Consider the following 17863-nt stretch of genomic DNA (forward strand, 5'->3'; position numbering starts at 1 on the left):
AGATATGAATCACGCATAGCCTGACCGATAAATACAAAGGAATTCGCAATCAGAAGCGATTCGCCAGCGCAAACACTGCGCACGCTATGCAAGGAGACCATGATGAGCGCATACACCGTCACCAATCCAGCAACCGGCACCGTCGAAGCAACATACCCCAACGCGACGGACGAGCAGGTCGCCGCCGCCATTGATGCCGCCGACGAAGCCTACCGCACGTGGGGTCGCACCTCCACCAAGGCCTCCCGCGCCGCGCTGCTCGCGCGCGTCGCCGACCTCTACGACGAACGCAAGGACGAACTCGCCACCATCATCAACCACGAGATGGGCAAGAAACTTGATGAAGCGGTGGGGGAGGTTGAATTCAGCGCATCCATCTACCGTTATTACGCCGAGCATGGCGAGGAATTCCTCGCCGACCAGCCCATTGACCGCGACGCCGCGGGGTCCGCTGTCGTGCGCAAGATGCCGATTGGTGCGCTCGTCGGCGTCATGCCATGGAACTACCCGTACTATCAGGTGGCGCGCTTCGCCGCTCCGAACCTCATGCTGGGCAACACAATTGTGCTCAAGCATGCAGCGCTGTGCCCCAAGTCTTCGGCGGCGATGGAAGCGATCTTTAGCGAAGCGGGCTTCCCCAAAGGCTCGTTCACAAACCTGTATGCTGACTTCGACCAAGTCCATTCCCTGATTTCTGACCCACGGGTGCGAGGGGTGTCGCTCACCGGATCGGAACGCGCCGGCGTCACGATCGCCCAGGAGGCGGGCGCCGCGCTCAAGAAAGTCGTGTGCGAATTGGGTGGATCCGATCCGTTCATTGTGTTGGGAACGTCCGACATGGATGCGCTCGTGCAGACGGCCGTTGCCGGCAAGTACGAGAATTGCGGACAGGTGTGCAATGGTCCCAAGCGCTTCATCATCGTCGATTCGCTGTATGACGAGTTCCTCAAGCGTTTTGCCGAGGCGTCGAGCGCCGTGGAATTGGGGCCGCTGTGCTCCCTCAAAGCCGCGGAAAGGCTGTCGGCGCAGGTGGCCGATGCCGTGGCGGACGGTGCCACGCTCGCGTTGGGTGATGGCAAGAACGACGGGGCGTTCTTCGCTCCTACGATTCTGACCGACATTCCCGCAGGCTCCAAGGCTCGCTACCAGGAGTTCTTCGGACCGGTCTCGCAGTTCTACCGTGTCAAGGACGAGGCGGAGGCGATTGCGCTCGCCAACGATACCCCTTACGGACTGGGCTCTTATGTGTTCACCACCGATCCCGCGCAGGGCGAGCGCGTCGCCGATGCGTTGGAAACCGGCATGACGTATGTGAACGAAGTGGGCGCGGATTCCGCCGAGCTGCCGTTCGGCGGTGTGAAGAATTCCGGTTTCGGTCGTGAATTGGGCTCGCTGGGCATCAATGAGTTCGTGAACCTCAAGCTCATCAGCCTTGATACGCCGGATTACTTCTGAATCAGCCCGGCTTAGGCATAACTGGGGTCGAGGGTGCACGGTGGTGCGCCCTCGATGCGGGTTGGGGTGCTTTGAGGGGTTGGTTGGCAGGGTAATCGTGGTCGAGGGTGCACGATTTTGCGCCTTCGGCGGAGGTCAGCGTGCTTTGAGGGGTTGGTTGGCGGTCTAACTGGGGTCGAGGGTGCACGGTGATGCGCCCTCGATGCGGGTTGGGGTGCTTTGAGGGGTTGGTTGGCAGGGTAATCGTGGTCGAGGGTGCACGATTTTGCGCCTTCGGTGGAGGTCAGCGTGCTTTGAGGGGTCGGTTGGCGGTCTAACTGGGGTCGAGGGTACGATTTTGTGCGCCCTCGGCGCACGGTGGGGCGCCGAGGGCGCATGTGGATGGGGGATTCGGTCGGTGATAATCGTGTACCCTCGCCGGCCAAATCGTCTGTGTATTGCCCGCCGCGCACCGACCGGCCAACCCCGCCGCGCACAGTGCCAACCCGCACCCGACCTAGGCGACGCCCCAGTCGTAACGCTGGCTTTCCAGGCGCATATAGGTGAACAGCTCCGTGTGCCCGATGCCGTCGATGCGTCGAATCGAGCGATTCACCAGACGCAGCAGCGCTTCGTCGTCCGAGGCGAATACTTCCGCCAGGATGTCGAAGCGTCCTGCGGTGATGATGATGTAGTCGATTTGCGAGATCTTGCGCAGGTCGCGCGCCACCTGCTCGATGTCGCCGTTGACGGTGATGCCCACCATCGCTTGGCGGTGGAAGCCCATCTCCATGGGATTCGTCACGGCAACGATTTGTATCACGCCGTCATCGGTGAGGCGTTGCACGCGCAGTCTCACTGCCGCTTCGGACAATCCGATTTCCTTGGCGATCGACACATACGAACGCCGTCCGTTCTTCTGCAGCAGCGAAATGATCTTTTTATTGGTGTCGTCGAGGCCGGTGGCTTCCGCAACGGGCGGGGTCACGCTTTCCTGTGCCGTGTCATCTGTGAGATTCTTCATGCAAATATCGTAAGCAAGCGCATATGAATTTTCGGTTTCGTGCGATGGCGGGCGAGACGTGCGCGAAATCCGCAGTGCTGTTTATGTAAACTTTTGATAACGAAAGCAAATGCCCGTTTACGATGCGGAAATTCCCGTGCCCTTTGATGATTTTCAAGGAAAACATCGAAAAATCAAGAATTGAATGCGAAGTTCGATTCTTCATATTCAATCAGCATCCGACTATCGATATCGGTCGACGGATTGATTGACATTCCGATGCAACCAAGAGCATGCCGTAGCAGCACCTTGTGTATCACCTTGCGCCGCCGCGGCATGGGGACAAGAGGAAACGAGGCATCATGATGAATCCACAGACAACGCCGGTAACGAAACCTCCCGTCGCCGCAAGCGGTGCGTCCGCAGGCGCAGCGCCATCAGCGGTGATTTCACGCGATCCGGCTGTGGAACGACGTGAATCCGGGCTTACGATCAACAGGGCGCGCAAGACGTTCATCTCCGCGGAAGGCAAGCAAGTCAAGGCGATAGACGATGTGAGCCTTGCAATCAATTCGGGTGAATTCTTCATCATGCTTGGCCCCTCCGGTTGCGGCAAGACGACATTGCTCCGGTCAATCGGCGGCATGGAGACGCTGGACGCCGGGGAGATTTACATCGGCAACCAGCGCATAGACCAGTTGCCGCCGTATGAAAGACCTGTCAACACGGTGTTCCAAAGCTACGCGCTGTTTCCCCATATGAGCGTGGCGGACAACGTGGCGTTCGGATTGGAGATGGAAAAGAAGCCCAAGTCCGAAATCCGTTCGACGGTGGCGGACATGCTCGACCTCGTGCACTTGGCTGACATGGGTGCGCGCCGCCCCAGCCAGCTTTCCGGCGGCCAGCAGCAGCGCGTGGCGTTGGCGCGTGCCTTGGCAAAGAAGCCCAAGGTGCTGCTGCTTGACGAATCGCTGTCGGCGTTGGATTTCAAGCTGCGCCGTCAGATGCAGACCGAATTGAAGCGCATCCAGCGCGAAACCGGCATCACGTTCATCTTCGTCACCCACGACCAGGAAGAAGCGCTGTCCATGGGGGACCGCATCGCCGTGTTCCACAACGGACGCCCCGAACAAGTCGGCACTCCCGAAGAAATCTACGACAAGCCGGTAGATCGATTTGTCGCTGATTTCATCGGTGACATCAACTTCCTCTCGGCTACGAAAACCGGCCCCAACGAGGTTTCCATCGCCGGGCAGCGTTTCAACGCCGACAGCAGCGTGCTCAGCCATGCGGTGGGCGAGGACCTTACGGCCGCCATCCGTCCCGAACGCATCGACGTGGTGCCGCAGGGCTCCCCGGTGGCCGCCGGCCGCCCCACACTGACCGGCACGGTGACCGATGCGATGTTCATGGGTTTTGACACGCGTGTTCACATCACTTTGGAGGACGGGCAGACGGTCATGACCCGTGTGGCGCCGCCGTTCGACGCCGAGCTCATCAAACCCGCCTCCCGCGTGCAGCTCGTGATCGATGGCCTCGTGAGGGTGGTGGAATGATGAGTGACAGCAAGCCTCCTACCATGGCAATCGATGGGCGTGATAATTCCGACAATGTCATCAACTCCGCCAGCGGCACGGATTCCGCTGCCGTTATGACCGCTGCGGCCGCTGCGACATCCGGGCTGTCAAGGTCCCAGAAGTTGCAGAATCCACAGGAATCGCAGGAATCACGGGAATCGCAGAAGTCGCAGAAACCGCAGAAACCGCCGTGGTACAAGCGCATGTTTGGGGCGGATCGCAAGGTCAAGCCAGGCATGCTCCACCGCATCTGGGCGCTGCCATCCATCGTCCTGGGGCTGATGTTCACCCTCGGTCCGGTGTGCGTCATCGTGGCATTTTCGTTCATGAGCCGTCCGGACGTGGGCGGCGGCGTGAAATATCAATTCAGCCTTGACGGCTACAAGAAACTGCTGTTCCGTGAGGATTTCTTCGGCAACAGTTACTTTGACGGCCGTTATCTGCAAGTGTTCTGGACGTCCCTGTGGATGGCGCTGGTGACCACAGCCGTGTGCGTGGCGCTGGCGTTTCCCATCGCGTTGTGGATTTCGATGCGCAGCGCCAAAGCCCAGCGCATACTCGTGATGCTCGTCACGATTCCGTTCTGGACCAACCTCATCGTGCGTACGTATGCGTGGATGCTCATCCTCAACGACAATGGTCCGATTAACCAGTTCACGCAACGGCTGGGCATGGGCGCTCACGAGCTGCTATACACTCCGGTGGCGTCGCTCATCGGTCTTATCTACACGTTCTTGCCATTCGCTGTGTTGCCTATGTATTCCGCATTGGCAGGATTTGACTTCCGCCTTGTTGAGGCTGCCTATGACTTGGGTGCCACGCGGGGCGTGGTGATGCGCCGCATCATCCTTCGCGCCGCGCGTCCCGGCATCGCCAGCGGCATTGCGCTGTGCCTCATCCCCGCTTTCGGCGCATACGTGCAGCCCGTGCTGCTGGGCGGAGGCCGCGTGCTCATGGTGGGCAACCTCATCTCCTCGCAATTCTCGGAGGCGCGCAACTGGCCGTTCGGCTCGGCCATCTCCACCGTCATCCTCGTCATTACGCTGCTCGCTGCGCTCATCGCCAGCGCCGTCGGCAACCGTTCGGCACGAAAGGCAGGAATCGCATCATGACGCACGACAATCGCACACAAGGCAATCGCACACGCAGCAATCGCATGCAAGGCAACGAACCCATGGCGGCATCCGCGGCGGAACTTGCGGAGGCAGCCGCGGCAACATCCACGGCAGCTGTCGGTTCGCCAGCCGAATCCGCACAATCGCAACCCAGCTCCGTCAATGCGGAATACGCCGACCTTGTGGTGCGGGCGGCGGCAGGCGGCAACGGCGGAATAGTGGTTCCGGACTGGCTTGAAAGCAAGCAGCCCGACAAACCGCTCACCACACGCCGCGCAGGCCGTGCGAAAAACGACCTCAAGCGCTTCCCGTTCATAGGATTCATCTCCATTCTGGTCCTTGCATTTCTCTACATCCCCATGGCCATCGTCGTCGGCTATTCGTTCAATGGCGGGCGCCAGGCGTTGCTGTGGCAAGGATTCTCGGTACGTTGGTATGGCGAAGTCTTCCATGACCCGGCCATCATCGCCGCCACGCGCACATCACTCGTCGTGGCGCTCGCGGCAACCGTGCTTTCCACGCTGCTCGCGCTGGGCTATGTGCTCGCCATCGACCATATGTCGCGTCTGGGGTCGCGTCTCGCCTCCGGCCTCATCAACGCCTCGATGATGATCCCGGAAATCGTGCTGGGCGTGGCGACCATGGCATTCATCCGCATGATCGGCATGGCGCCGGGCTATCTGCCACTGATCTTGGCGCACACCACGTTCTGCATTCCGTTTGTGGAAATGCCGATTCGCGCACGGTTGCAGACGCTTGACCGCAGCTGCTTCGAAGCCGCGCAGGATCTGGGCGCATCGCAGTTCACCACCGTGCGTCGCATTACCATGCCGTTGCTTACGCCCGGCATCATTTCGGGCGCGCTCATGGGATTCGTTGTGTCGATGGACGATTACATGATTTCGAACTTCCTCACGACAGCAGGCACCACCACGCTGCCCATCTACATCTTCTCGTTGATTCGCAAGGGCGTGAACCCCAGCATCAATGTCATCGCCACGCTGCTGCTCCTGTTGGCGGTGGTCGTGACCGTCGTCTCATCCGTGCTGACTGGCCGCAAGGGCAGCAAGCGGTAGGCGGCGGGCGATACGGCGAGGTTTGGCGCGGTCGGCGCGGTCTGCTTGGCTCCTCGCCCGACGCCATCGTTTCGCAATGCAGCATTCGCTAGGAGGAATATCACCATGTCACAGCACAGCACACACGCATCCCGGGAGTCTTACGAGTCTCAGAGGTTTCAGGGATTGCAGGGGCTTCAGGGATTGCAGGGGCGTCAGAATACTTTGGTCGCTTCGGATACTTCAATCGCTTCGGATACTATGAAATCGCTTCAATCATCGGTATCAGCGTCGGCGTCGGCAACGGCAACCGCATCGGCAACAGCGACGCCGCCGGTGAAGAACGCGCCGCGGCATTCGCTTCGGTCGGCATTCGCTTCACTGCTTCGTCCCCTCGCAGCAGCGGCAAGTGTTGTCGCGCTCGCCCTGTCATGCTCAGCGTGCTCGGGCGGTGTGAGCGATGTCGCCGCCGCCGGCAACACCACCGCCGGACTCGGCCCCTATGTCGAGGCGACAAGCGGCGAGCTGCACATCTACACGTGGGCGGGCTACATGCCCGATGATGTGATCGATGCCTTTGAGCAAAGCACAGGCATCACCGTCACCGTCGATACGTTCGACAGCAACGAGGCTCTGGAGGCCAAGCTGCAATCGACGGGCGGGGCGGGCTACGACATCGTGATGCCGTCGGATTACATGGTCGAGCAGCTTGCACAAGAGGGTCTGCTCATGCAATTCGACGCAACCAGCCTGCCCAACTACAACAACATAAAAGAGGAATTCCGCAAACCGTACTACGATCCGCAGAACCTGTATTCCATCCCCTACATCGTCAGCTACACGGGCATCGTCTACGACTCAGCATCCATTCCCGCCGCGGATGCGCCCACGTCTTGGGCGGATTTCTTCCATCCCAAGGCAAGCTGGGGCAAGCTGCAGGTGCTCAATGACCAGATTGAGACGGTGAACGCCGCACTGCGTGCCACTGGCAGCGATCAGTGCCCTACGGATCCCCGGGATTACCAGAATGCCTCCGATTTGCTCGAAAGCTTCAAACCCAGCGTGGGCGTGCTGAGTTCCGAAGGCGTGGCGGACCGCCTGGCTTCGGGCGAGCAGAAAGTGGGAATGGCGTGGAGTTACGACGCTTATCAGGCGATCTCTGCGAACCCTGACCTGAGGTTTGTGTTCCCCACAGATGGGGCGAACATGTTCGTTGACAATGCGGCGATCGCCAGCGGTGCGCAAAACATCGACCAGGCAAAGACATTCCTCAACTGGATGCTCGATCCCGCCAACAAGACGGCCGTGGAGCAGAACGCTGGCGCTGGCAGCGTGCTCATCGGTGGCGACGATCTGTTGCCCGATGACATGCGGTCCGTGAATGTGGTTGTGCCCAGCGACGAGGAGCTCTCTCACGCCATCATGGAGAAGCACTGCTCCAACAAACTCAACGACAACTACACGCAGATGTTCGAGGACTTCCGCAGCTAGTCGCAGCGGGGTGCGGCGGGGTGCTGGGTGAGTGGTGGCGGTGAGCGGCGAGCCGCCCGAAATCCCAATCTTGGCCGACTATGTGTGAGTGGCTGCTTGCACATTGCGTGCGGTTGGGGTGTGTTGTGGGGCGGACTGGTTGAGGTTCCCGCTATCGGCCGGTTATGTGTGAGTGGTGGCTTGCACATTGCGGGGTTGGTGGGGTGTCTGGCTGGTTGGTGGGGTGTGTGAGTGGCTGTTTTCTGCGGTTGTTGTGGTTTGGGAGTGTCCGCTACCCGGTTATGTGTGAGTGGTGGCTGGCACATTGCGGGGTTGGTGGGATGGCGGTCTGGTGGTGATGTTGTGGGAGTGGCTGTTTTCTGCGGTTGTTGTGGTTTGGGAGTACCCGCTGTCTGGTTATGTGCGAGCGGTGGCTGGCACATTTTGTGCGGCTGGGGTGGGTTGTGGGGCGGATTGGTCGAGGCTCCCGCTATCGGCCGACTATGTGTGAGTGGCGGCTGGCACATTGCGGGGTTGGCGGGGTGTCTGGTCGGTTGGTGGGTCGTGGGAATGGCTGTTTTCTGCGGTTGTTGTGGTTTGGGAGTGTCCGCTACCAGGTTATGTGTGAGTGGTGGCTTGCGCATTGCGTGCGGCTGGGGTGGGTTGTGGGGCGGACTGGTTGAGGCTCCCGCTATCGGCCGGCTATGTGCGAGTGGCGGCTGGCACATTGCGGGGTTGGCGGGGTGTCTGGCTGGTTGTGGGGTTGTGTGAGTGGCTGTTTTCTGCGGTTGTTTTGGTTTGGGAGTGTTGGTTGCCTGGTTATGTGTGAGTGGCTGATTGCACATTGTGTGCGGCTGGGGTGGGTTGTGGGGCGGACTGGTTGAGGCTCCCGCTATTGGCCGGTTATGTGTGGGTGGCTGCTTGCACATTTCGATCCGGTGGCGGTTTTGCCGGTTATGTGTGGGTGGCTGCTTGCACATTTCGATCCGGTGGCGGTTTTGCCGGTTATGTGTGAGTGGTGGCTTGCACATTGCGTGCGGCTGGGGTGGGTTGTGGGGCGGACTGGTTGAGGCTCCCGTTATTGGCCGGTTATGTGTGAGTGGTGGCTTGCACATAGTGGGGGTGGTGGTGTGTCTGGTTGGTTGCAGGGTATGGGGTGGCTGTCTTCCGGGGCTGTTGTGTTTTGGAGTGTCCGCTAGCCGGCTATGTGTGAGTGGTGGCTGTCGCATTGCGGTGCGGGTGGTGGTTTTGCCGGTTTTGTGCGAGTGGCTGCTGGCACTTTGTGTGTGGCTGGTGTGGGTTGTGGTGTGGGTTGTGGGGCGGACTGGTCGAGGCCCCGCATCAATACCCCTGTATCTGCCATCTTTATTGATTCCACTGAAAATATCGTCGGGCAATTCGAAACAGATGGTTAAATCTGTTAATAGCTACGAAATACGATGATGATTATCTACTATCAACAACGAAAACGAAATCAAGGGAAGGTGCATATCATGCCAAGGGTAATCGATCCGGTCAAGGTCAAGGAACTCACCGCTCGCGAAGGAGCCAAGCTCGACGCAAGGCTTGGCAAGTCGCGCGAGATGTACGGCAAGGCGCGCGAACACTTGTGTAACGGTGTGGCATCCAGCTACCAGCTGCGCGATCCGTGGCCGATTTACGTTGACCACGGCCAGGGCGCCAAGCTGTGGGACGTGGATGGTAACGAGTATTACGATTTCCACAACGGTTTTGGCGCAATGGTGCAAGGCCATGGCAATCCGATCATCGGCGAGGCGATTGCAGAGCGCTTCCCCAAGGGCACGCATTTCGCACTGCCCGATGAAGACGACTTCGTGGTCGCTGATGAGCTCACCCAGCGTTTCGGCCTTCCCAAGTGGCGTTTCACGAACTCCGGTTCCGAAGCCACGATGGACGCGATCCGCATCGCCCGTGCTTACACGCATCGCGACCACATCATGAAGATCTTCGGCTCCTACCACGGTCATCACGACGCTGTGATGGTTTCCATCGTGGGCGATTATGAAAACATCGGCGACAAGAACCACTTGAAGAAAATCCCGTATGGCGCGGGCATCCCCAAGTCCCTCGTGCCGCTGACCGTGCCGGTTCCGTTCAATGATGCCGACGCGCTCGAAGCCCGAATCCGCGAGATGGAAACCGATGACGAGGCGCCCGCCTGCCTCATCATGGAAGCCTGCCTGATGAACATGTCCATCGTGCCGCCTGAGCCAGGCTACCTTGAGAAGGTGCGCGAAATCACGAAGCGCCACGGCATCGTGCTCATCTTCGACGAGGTCAAAACCGGCCTCACCATCGGCCCCGGTGGCGCGACGAAGCTGTTTGGCGTGACTCCCGACATGGTGACGATGGCCAAGGCGCTTTCGGGCGGCCTGCCGATGGGCGCCATTGGTGGCACCGACGAAGTGATGAGCGTCGTCGAGTCCGGCGAGGTCTACCAAGTGGGCACGTATTCCGGCAACCCGCTGTGCGTGGCGGCAGCTCGCGCCAACCTTGAGAAAGTGCTCACCCCCGAGGCATACAAGCATTTCGATGAGCTCAACTCCTACCTGATGGAAGGCTGCACCGAGGTCGTGAAGAAATATGACTTCCCGGGCTATTCCATCGGTTTCGGTGCCAAGGGCTGCGTCACGTTCTCGCCGCACAAGATTGTGGACTACGTCACGTTCAAGCAGGGGCAGCGCACCGACGTCAACCAGTTGTGCTGGCTGTATGCGATGAACAACGGTGTGTTCATGACCCCGGGCCGCGAGGAGGAATGGACACTGTCGGTCGCTCACGACAAGGCGGCCTGCGATGCCTACATCGAGGCGTTCGCCCGCATGGCGCATGACGTGACGGAGTGACGCTGGTCTCATCCGAATCTGATAGGCGGATTCATGATGATGTGATTTCGTTGCAATTCGAGAGCATGTGAAGCGAAAGTCACAGAGTCAAGAAGCCAAAAAGATAAGGATTCCTGCGCGACGGTCCGTGAGATTATTCGGGCGACAGTCCGCGCAACGATCGGGAATCCGCATATGTCTGAGAACACGTGTCCCGAGGCTGCGAGTGCCGATTCAACGAATCGGTGGAATCGCAGCCCCGGGACTTCCAATTTCAATCCATGTTTCAGACATGTGACGGAATCGGGCGACGCCGTTTACGTTGAGAAAACCGCCGGGGGATTAACTGAAGAATCGGAGACCAACAACGGATCAGCCCGCTGGATTCGCGGGGCTGATGGAAGAAAGGCGGCTGGCGATGACGTATGCAATCGGACCCGACATGTGGACTCCTCGCAACGATGCGGTGGCGTTGTCCCGCCGTTGGGGAGGCGCCGTTCAGACCGCTGCGTCCCACACGGCTGGCGCGGTGAATGGCTGTGCAGATTACATGGTCCGTGCTGGCGTTGCGCGTCATGGCATGCTGCTGGTGGGCGGCGACGATATGCCAGCGGTAGGTGAGGCAGCGATGCCCCGCATTTCCGGCGGCTTGGCGCTCGCGAGCGGCGAAGAAAAGAAAGGCCTTGGCGCGATGCTTGCCAGGGCGTTCGTTGCAATGAGGGATTTTCTCAACGCTCCGATGTGTTGATGCGCCTACACCTGATATCACTTGTGTATGCCGTGCCGTGCAGTGCAGTTCAGCCTGGAATCGATGCTGATTACAGGCTGAACTGCATTTGTCTGTAATGTGGGCAATCACGTTGTCCGGTAGCCGATAGGTGTGTTATCTTTTCCAAGTCATGCGCATGACTTGGTGATCGTTGGAAAGGCTACGGTCGCTGAAAGCAAGCCGGATGATTGTTGGAAAGAGCCGGGAATCATCTAGAACTACTAAAAAAGGATTACTGCATTGGCAGCATTGTTTCGTCTCATAGCGTGTGTGTTGGCGATGGCAGGGAAATACGGAGACCGCTCATGATCGAGTTCTCTGAAGTGAAGAAGAGTTTCGGCGACCATGTGGTGCTCGACGGCATAAGTTTTACGGCGCCCAATGGCAAGGTGACGGGACTTGTAGGCCCCAATGGTGCGGGCAAATCCACCGCGTTCAAGATACTGCTGGGGTTGCTTCCTGCGGATTCAGGCGCATGCTTGGTCGACGGGGTGCCTTATGCCCGGTGTGCGTGCCCTGGCGAGGCGCTGGGCGTGACGTTCGGACCGGAATGGATTCCGCCGCGGATGACCGGCGAAGGATACCTGCTGTATGTATCCGATCTGAAGGAATGCGGCGAACGCAGTGCGGATGGCAAGCGCACCGTGGCGCAGCGCAAACAGGAAGTCCGCGACTTGCTCGCCCTTGTGGGGCTGACCGCGGCGGCCGACAACAAAGTCGGTTCCTATTCCCTGGGCATGCGTCAACGCCTGGGCCTTGCATCCGCATTGGTGGGGCAGCCACGCAACCTGGTGCTGGACGAGCCTGTCAACGGTCTGGACATCGAAGGCGTCAGATGGGTGAGGGATTACCTTCACACAGCAGCACAATCCGGACGGAGTGTGCTGCTGTCGTCACACATCCTCAGCGAGTTGGAGATGGTCGCTGATGATATCGTCATGCTTTCTCAAGGCCGCGTTGTGCGCAGCGGAACATTGCAGCAGGTTCGCACGTCCGCAGCGCAAACCCGCGGCGTGATTGTGACCACGAACGACATACCGGGAATGCTTGCATTGCTGCAATCCGGAGGATTCTCGGCACAAGCCACGCCTCACGGCGTGCGGGTTGCAGACGCCGACATTCACCGTGTCGCCTCCTGTGTGGGCAATGGCAGCGTGCCGGTGCATTCCATCGCATGCGAAGAAACGTCCCTGGAGGATGCATTCCTCCAGCAGATCCATTCCGGCGCGAGTGTGCAGATGCGCGCCTCCCAGAGCATGCCTGCGAATGCGCAAGCGGCATAACGGAAAGACGGAGAAACAGGGAATGCAAACAAACGAGACGAAATCCACAGGAATGAAACCAACCGCAGCACAACCAACAGGAATGAAATCAACAGGCCGGTGGGTGCGTACCGTTGCAATCACACGTGCCGAACTGCGCAAAATGATGAGGAGACGGGGTGGCATTCGCGGCTGGATGACGGGCGCATGCATCGTCGGAATCATCATGACCGCTGTGACCATGGCGATGGGGCACGACCGGGAATTGCAAGCATCCCTGGGAATCGGCGTCTCCACCGTTGTCAGCTCCATGAACTCGGCCATCATCTGCGTGCTCGCCCTCGCAGCGTGCAGTTTTGTGACACGGGAGGTGCAGGATGGCACCATCGGCACGGCACAGACAATCGTGCCGGCGCGGGGAGCCTTGTTTGCGTCACGCCTTCTCGCATGGTCCGCGATCGCCACGGCGATGATTTTTTGCGCATCCGTGGCAAGCTCGCTCGTGGCGCTCGCGGATAGCGCAACGCGTCACGGGAGTGTTGCAGGAGTGGCCGCCACTGTCTGCGCGAACATCGTGGTGGCGTGGATTGTGCTTGTGTTCGCGCATTGCCTTGCGTTGCTGCTGGGGCGCGGGGCGAGCGTGGTCGCAGTGCTGTTCCTGCTATTCGCAGTCATTCCCCTGGTGCTTGTCATCGTCGGCATTGTGGTGCCGGGCGCGCCTCAGTGGGTGTCTCGAATCAATGCGGCGATGCCGGGGCATCTGATGATGGCGGCTCTCAACACTCCCGGCGATGGTGGGTCGCTTGCGGCTTCCGGACGGTGGGGCAAGGTGTGGTCTTCCGCCGGATGGCTTGCCTGCTGGTCGGTGGCGGCAGGGGTGGCGGCGTTCGCCCGGTTCCGCTCTCCGCTGTATGGTGAGCCCAAGGCATAATTGCATTGCCTCGGTCGGCTCATGCGTATATACTCCATATGGTTCCGGTTCACGTCTGCCATCGGGGCGGGCGACCCGGGCTTCTCAATATCCTAGGAGAACAATTATGAAGCAGGGTATCCATCCTGAATATGTGCCGACCGAGGTCGTGTGCTCTTGCGGCAACCACTTCGTGACGCGTTCGACCGTCAAGTCCGGTCACATCACCGCTGATATCTGCGCCAAGTGCCACCCGTTCTACACGGGCAAGCAGAAGATCCTCGACACCGGCGGCCGCGTGGCCCGCTTCGAGGCTCGCTACGGCAAGCGCAACAAGTAGTGTATGCGTTGACGCCAGCCCCGGCATCGTTGTGCTGCAGCGCAGCGGTGCGGGACTGGCGTTTTTTGTATGCTTGAGCAAGGAAGGCGAAGTATGAGCGACGAGAAGTTTCCAGCGGCGCAATCCGCGTTGGAAGAATACCAGGACATTGAGAAGCAGATGAGTCAGCCGCAGGTGGCGGCGGACCCCGCTGCCATGCGCAAGCTCGGGCGTCGCCATGCGGAACTCGGCACCATCGTCGAGGCCTACCGGGCTTGGCAGCGCACGGCGGACGATTTGGAAGCGGCCCAGGAGCTTGCTGGCGAGGACGCGGCTTTTGCTGACGAGGCAAAGCGTCTCGAAGGTCAGCTCGCCGCGGATGAGGAGACTCTGCGCACGGCGCTCATCCCGCGCGATCCCGATGACGCGCGCGACACGATTATGGAGATCAAGGCCGGCACAGGCGGCGAGGAAGCGGCGCTGTTCGCCGGCGACCTGCTGCGCATGTATACCCGTTATGCCGAAAAGCGTGGGTGGAAGGTCGAGATCATGGACCAAAACACCACGGAGCTTGGCGGAATCAAGGATTGTGAGGTCGCATTCCGCGCCAAGGGCAACCCCAGCCCGCAGGACGGCGTATGGGCGTCGCTCAAATACGAAGGCGGCGTGCACCGCGTGCAGCGCATTCCCGTCACCGAATCGCAGGGGCGCATCCAGACTTCGGCGGCAGGCGTGTACGTGTTCCCTGAAGCCGATGACGACACCGATGAGATCGAGATCGACCCCAAGGACATCCGCGTCGACACGTACATGAGCTCCGGCGCCGGCGGCCAGGGTGTCAACACCACGTATTCCGCAGTGCGCCTGACTTATCTGCCTACGGGCATGATGGTGACGATGCAGGACGAACGTAGCCAGATTCAGAACCGCGAGGCCGCCATGCGCGTGCTCAAGAGCCGTTTGCTCGCCATCAAGCACGAGCAGGAGGCTGCGGAAGCCGCGGATTTGCGCCATTCGCAGGTGCGCTCTCTTGACCGTTCCGAACGAATCCGCACCTACAACTTCCCTGAGAACCGCATCGTGGATCATCGCACCGGTTACAAGGCCTACAACCTTGACCAAGTGCTCAACGGCGATCTGCAAGCGGTGATTGATTCCGACATCCAGGCGGATGAAGCTGACCGTTTGGCGCGTGCCGCTGGCGGAAATGACTGATGGCTGATTCACCGGCCACCAGGGGTCTTCCTTGCGGCGGCGCCGGGACCGGCGTGCCGAGCCCCGCGACGGATTCCGCGATGGATTATGCGACGGGGCGGTCGGGGAACGGCACGCTCCCGGACGGGCGGCTTTCCAGCGTGCGCTCCGCCGTGGCGGCCGTGGGCGCCGCCTTGGGGTCGGCCGGCGTGGACCATGGCGATTTCGAAGCCGTGATCCTGCTCGCATGGGCATGCGGATGCGAGACCGGCGACGTGCGCCGCGCCATGCTCATGGGTGACACGGTGGAGGAACTTCTCGCGCGCATCGTCCATGCGAACGACGATGCGGACGGTGACGCGGATGGTGACGCGAACTGTGACGCGGAGGAGTGCGAAAACAGCTCGCGAAGAGGCTACGATCCGTCCGAAGCCATGGCACGCCTGCGCGACGCCGCTCGGCGCCGCTGCGCTCGCGAACCGCTGCAGTATATCGTCGGCGCCGCGCCGTTCCGCTATCTGAGTCTCGCTGTCGGCCCCGGCGTATTCGTGCCGCGGCCCGAGACGGAAACAGCCGTGGATCTCGCGCTCGAATGGCTGCGTTCCGCCCGCATCGCGGACACGGGCGCCCGCGTCGTGGACCTATGCGCCGGAACCGGCGCCATCGGGCTGTCGATCGTCACCGAACTGCCGACGAGCCAGGTCTGGGCAGTCGAGAAAGACGATGACGCCATCGTCTGGACGCGCCGCAACGCGCGCCGCATTCTTGACGGCATGCCTGACGCGGCGGACCGATACCATCTCGTGCAGGCGGACGCCACGGACGCCGCGACGCTTGCGCAGCTCGACGGCACCATCGACGCGGTCGTCACGAATCCGCCGTATATTCCGCTCGCCACGCCGCCCGAACAGCCCGAGGTCATTGATTGGGACCCGCATGTGGCGCTGTTCGGCGGTTCGGATGACGGGCTGCGCATCCCCGTGCTGCTGCTGCGCCGCATTGCCGCTCTGCTGCGTCCCAGCGGGCTGGTGGTGATGGAGCATGACATCACGCAAGGCGCGGCGTTGCGCGACGCCGCGTTGCGCATGGGTTTCGTGCAGACGCGCACCGAGCCGGACCTGACCGGTCGCGACCGCTTCCTCGTCGCCTGCCGCGACGGAGAGTAAGGCGGGTTGCCGCGGGAATGCTGCGGCGGCGCGTTAGCTTTCCGGAGAGGCCTGGTGGCGGGGTATCTGCGGTCGAGGGTGCAGGATAATGCTCCCTCGACGCCGGTTGTGGTGCCGTAAGGGCGGCCGGGGTGGTCTATCTGCGGTCGAGGGTGCACGATGCCGCACCCTCGGCATTGGGCATCATGGCGAAACCATGGCGAAGCCAGGTGATTGGCATTGCGGGAGCGATCCGTGCTCGCTTCGCAGAGTCGTTTCGCCTGCGCGCCGCTGTGAATCGTGGTACGGTACATGCAATGGCGTCTGGAACGGCATCGCTCATGTACCGTTGGAAGCGTTACGTAATCCTGACCTGATCCGTTGCATCGTAAGGAACACAGACATGGTTGCAGAGGAAGACTTCACCGACAGGAGGAGAAAACTGATGCGGCAAATCGCCGCGAATCTGGCGCAGGTGGATGGGACGCGGTTGCGTCCTGGTGCGACCGATGCGGAGATTTCCGAATTCGAGTGCGGCAATGGCGTCGTGCTTCCCGCGTCGTTCAGGAGCTGGCTGGAGATCAGCGACGGCGGGCGTCTGTTCTCTCCGGAGGGCATCGAGCTGTATGGCGTCGTCCATCCGCCGCTGCTGGAGCTCGATGATCCCTATACGCCCGAGGGCGGCTGGCTTGTCGTCGGAATGATGCCGGATACCGACCTCGTGCTTGTGAGTCTGACGGGTGAGGCGACGGTGGTCTATAACCGTGAGGGTGGCACTTTCGACGATGCCGTGCGCTATGGGGACTTCTTTGCCTTCCTTGAAGACGTTCTTCGCCAATGGACGATTAGCGGTTAGTCTGCCGCGTGTCCGGCCGGGGGCCGTGCGCGGGGTAAGTGCTGGGCCGTGTCGTGTCCTGCCGGTACGGGTCTGCGTCCTGTGAGCGGGTTGCGCGGGGGCGCTGGGTGTGTCGGTTGCGTGGGGATTGTGATGGTGCCGTGCGCGTGGGGTGGTCCGGGCGTTCGTCCTGTTACGCTTTTTCCAATTTCGGTTGCCGTGGGGTGATGGAGCCCGGGCGGTGGCCGGGTTGCATCGGAATCGGAGAGCCGGAGGGGTTCGGTAATGCGCGGGATTGTTTCCACAAGGCGTTCGGCGCGCGGCGGCGTGCACCGCGGAGGTGCGCGGGGCGTGTCCCTGCGTCTGGCGCCAGGCATGACATCTGCTGTTGCCCTTCGATGCGCGATGCCGCGGCGGCTTGCATTGATGCGTTTGTGCGGTGTCCATGTCTTTGTCGATTTTTGTGGGATGAGGTTAGGGAGTTAGAAATGAAACGATTGAGATTTTCGGCTGCGGGTGCAGTCCGGGAAGGCTGCGGCGATCCGACGGCGGATGGAATCGGGCGACGCGTAGTGGTGAAGTTCGTTGCGGCGATTCTGCTCCAGCTGCTGGTGGCGGCCTTGTGCTTCCAGATTCAGTTGGGCTTCTATGACCAACCCGCTGGCAATTCCGGCTGGGACGCCATCAGGACGACGTGTCCCGGCGTTGCAGGCACATGTCTGCTCCTGTGGGCGAACTGGGATGATGCCGATGGCGGACGGACTTTCGTCGTCCCGGAGTGCGCGACGGGCGACCCGGCCTTGGCCGACTCCTACGACCGTGTACGACGTCTCGGCGGGAAGCCTGGCGGCAGGTATGTGCGCGTCTCCTTCCCAGGCTGCCCGTCGGATGAGGCCTTCCTCGTCCCCGTCACCGACTGAACGGGAGGG

At 60.8% G+C, this 17863-nt stretch carries 15 protein-coding genes; 14 read left to right on the forward strand and 1 reads right to left on the reverse strand.

Annotated features, from left to right (window positions below):
* The first annotated feature begins 99 nt into the window (after positions 1–99).
* Positions 100–1455, forward strand: a complete 1356-nt coding sequence (locus tag CLV65_RS06020) for an NAD-dependent succinate-semialdehyde dehydrogenase (protein WP_244569158.1) — start codon at positions 100–102, stop codon at positions 1453–1455.
* Positions 1456–1951: 496 nt separating this feature from the next.
* On the opposite strand, the gene CLV65_RS06025 is transcribed toward CLV65_RS06020, so the two are convergent.
* Entirely contained in the window at positions 1952–2458 is a 507-nt protein-coding gene (locus tag CLV65_RS06025) for an Lrp/AsnC family transcriptional regulator (RefSeq protein ID WP_094691460.1), read from the reverse strand.
* A gap of 341 nt (positions 2459–2799) precedes the next feature.
* Between CLV65_RS06025 and CLV65_RS06030 the strand changes: the two genes are divergently transcribed.
* From CLV65_RS06030 to CLV65_RS06090, 13 genes are all read left to right on the forward strand, one after another.
* Positions 2800–3993 carry an ABC transporter ATP-binding protein gene (locus CLV65_RS06030; RefSeq protein WP_244569159.1) on the forward strand — a complete coding sequence of 398 codons (1194 nt, stop codon included), beginning with the start codon at positions 2800–2802 and terminating at the stop codon, positions 3991–3993.
* On the forward strand, positions 3990–5126 hold the full coding sequence (locus tag CLV65_RS06035; protein WP_244569160.1) for an ABC transporter permease: 1137 nt from the start codon (positions 3990–3992) through the stop codon (positions 5124–5126). The genes CLV65_RS06030 and CLV65_RS06035 overlap by 4 nt, the downstream gene beginning before the upstream one ends.
* Positions 5123–6205 carry an ABC transporter permease gene (locus CLV65_RS06040; protein ID WP_244569161.1) on the forward strand — a complete coding sequence of 361 codons (1083 nt, stop codon included), beginning with the start codon at positions 5123–5125 and terminating at the stop codon, positions 6203–6205. Before CLV65_RS06035 ends, CLV65_RS06040 begins: the two co-directional genes overlap by 4 nt.
* A 240-nt stretch (positions 6206–6445) precedes the next feature.
* Positions 6446–7675 (forward strand): ABC transporter substrate-binding protein, encoded by a 1230-nt coding sequence (locus CLV65_RS06045; RefSeq protein WP_157847235.1) that lies wholly within the window; start codon positions 6446–6448, stop codon positions 7673–7675.
* A 1472-nt stretch (positions 7676–9147) separates the two neighbouring features.
* Positions 9148–10521 carry an aspartate aminotransferase family protein gene (locus CLV65_RS06050; protein WP_094691462.1) on the forward strand — a complete coding sequence of 458 codons (1374 nt, stop codon included), beginning with the start codon at positions 9148–9150 and terminating at the stop codon, positions 10519–10521.
* Between the two features lie 397 nt (positions 10522–10918).
* On the forward strand, positions 10919–11248 hold the full coding sequence (locus CLV65_RS06055; protein ID WP_094691463.1) for a hypothetical protein: 330 nt from the start codon (positions 10919–10921) through the stop codon (positions 11246–11248).
* 326 nt (positions 11249–11574) lie between these two features.
* Positions 11575–12552 (forward strand): ABC transporter ATP-binding protein, encoded by a 978-nt coding sequence (locus tag CLV65_RS06060; protein ID WP_094691464.1) that lies wholly within the window; start codon positions 11575–11577, stop codon positions 12550–12552.
* A gap of 205 nt (positions 12553–12757) precedes the next feature.
* A complete protein-coding gene (locus CLV65_RS06065) occupies positions 12758–13462 on the forward strand; it encodes a hypothetical protein (protein WP_144441890.1) in 705 nt (234 codons plus the stop codon).
* Positions 13463–13568: 106 nt separating this feature from the next.
* Entirely contained in the window at positions 13569–13781 is a 213-nt protein-coding gene (rpmE, locus tag CLV65_RS06070; protein ID WP_094691466.1) for a 50S ribosomal protein L31, read from the forward strand.
* Between the two features lie 93 nt (positions 13782–13874).
* Complete coding sequence (gene prfA / locus CLV65_RS06075; RefSeq protein WP_094691467.1) at positions 13875–14975, forward strand: peptide chain release factor 1; 1101 nt, start codon at positions 13875–13877, stop codon at positions 14973–14975.
* Positions 14975–16120, forward strand: a complete 1146-nt coding sequence (prmC, locus tag CLV65_RS06080) for a peptide chain release factor N(5)-glutamine methyltransferase (RefSeq protein ID WP_094691468.1) — start codon at positions 14975–14977, stop codon at positions 16118–16120. Before prfA ends, prmC begins: the two co-directional genes overlap by 1 nt.
* A 382-nt stretch (positions 16121–16502) precedes the next feature.
* A complete protein-coding gene (locus CLV65_RS06085) occupies positions 16503–16955 on the forward strand; it encodes an SMI1/KNR4 family protein (RefSeq protein WP_094661012.1) in 453 nt (150 codons plus the stop codon).
* Between the two features lie 467 nt (positions 16956–17422).
* Positions 17423–17854: a hypothetical protein gene (locus CLV65_RS06090; protein ID WP_094691469.1), complete on the forward strand. Its 432-nt coding sequence runs from the start codon at positions 17423–17425 to the stop codon at positions 17852–17854.
* Positions 17855–17863: the final 9 nt, after the last annotated feature.

Origin of the sequence: Pseudoscardovia suis, assembly GCF_002797875.1 — a bacterium.
Lineage (GTDB): Bacteria > Actinomycetota > Actinomycetes > Actinomycetales > Bifidobacteriaceae > Pseudoscardovia > Pseudoscardovia suis.

Coding starts and splice junctions, on each gene's coding strand:
- CLV65_RS06025 (WP_094691460.1), bottom strand. CDS start 2,458: ATGAAGAATCTCACAGATGACACGGCACAGGAAAGCGTGACCCCGCCC.
- prfA (WP_094691467.1), top strand. CDS start 13,875: ATGAGCGACGAGAAGTTTCCAGCGGCGCAATCCGCGTTGGAAGAATAC.
- CLV65_RS06045 (WP_157847235.1), top strand. CDS start 6,446: ATGAAATCGCTTCAATCATCGGTATCAGCGTCGGCGTCGGCAACGGCA.
- prmC (WP_094691468.1), top strand. CDS start 14,975: ATGGCTGATTCACCGGCCACCAGGGGTCTTCCTTGCGGCGGCGCCGGG.
- CLV65_RS06030 (WP_244569159.1), top strand. CDS start 2,800: ATGATGAATCCACAGACAACGCCGGTAACGAAACCTCCCGTCGCCGCA.
- CLV65_RS06085 (WP_094661012.1), top strand. CDS start 16,503: ATGGTTGCAGAGGAAGACTTCACCGACAGGAGGAGAAAACTGATGCGG.
- CLV65_RS06020 (WP_244569158.1), top strand. CDS start 100: ATGATGAGCGCATACACCGTCACCAATCCAGCAACCGGCACCGTCGAA.
- CLV65_RS06050 (WP_094691462.1), top strand. CDS start 9,148: ATGCCAAGGGTAATCGATCCGGTCAAGGTCAAGGAACTCACCGCTCGC.
- CLV65_RS06090 (WP_094691469.1), top strand. CDS start 17,423: ATGAAACGATTGAGATTTTCGGCTGCGGGTGCAGTCCGGGAAGGCTGC.
- CLV65_RS06065 (WP_144441890.1), top strand. CDS start 12,758: ATGACCGCTGTGACCATGGCGATGGGGCACGACCGGGAATTGCAAGCA.
- CLV65_RS06060 (WP_094691464.1), top strand. CDS start 11,575: ATGATCGAGTTCTCTGAAGTGAAGAAGAGTTTCGGCGACCATGTGGTG.
- CLV65_RS06035 (WP_244569160.1), top strand. CDS start 3,990: ATGATGAGTGACAGCAAGCCTCCTACCATGGCAATCGATGGGCGTGAT.
- CLV65_RS06055 (WP_094691463.1), top strand. CDS start 10,919: ATGACGTATGCAATCGGACCCGACATGTGGACTCCTCGCAACGATGCG.
- CLV65_RS06040 (WP_244569161.1), top strand. CDS start 5,123: ATGACGCACGACAATCGCACACAAGGCAATCGCACACGCAGCAATCGC.
- rpmE (WP_094691466.1), top strand. CDS start 13,569: ATGAAGCAGGGTATCCATCCTGAATATGTGCCGACCGAGGTCGTGTGC.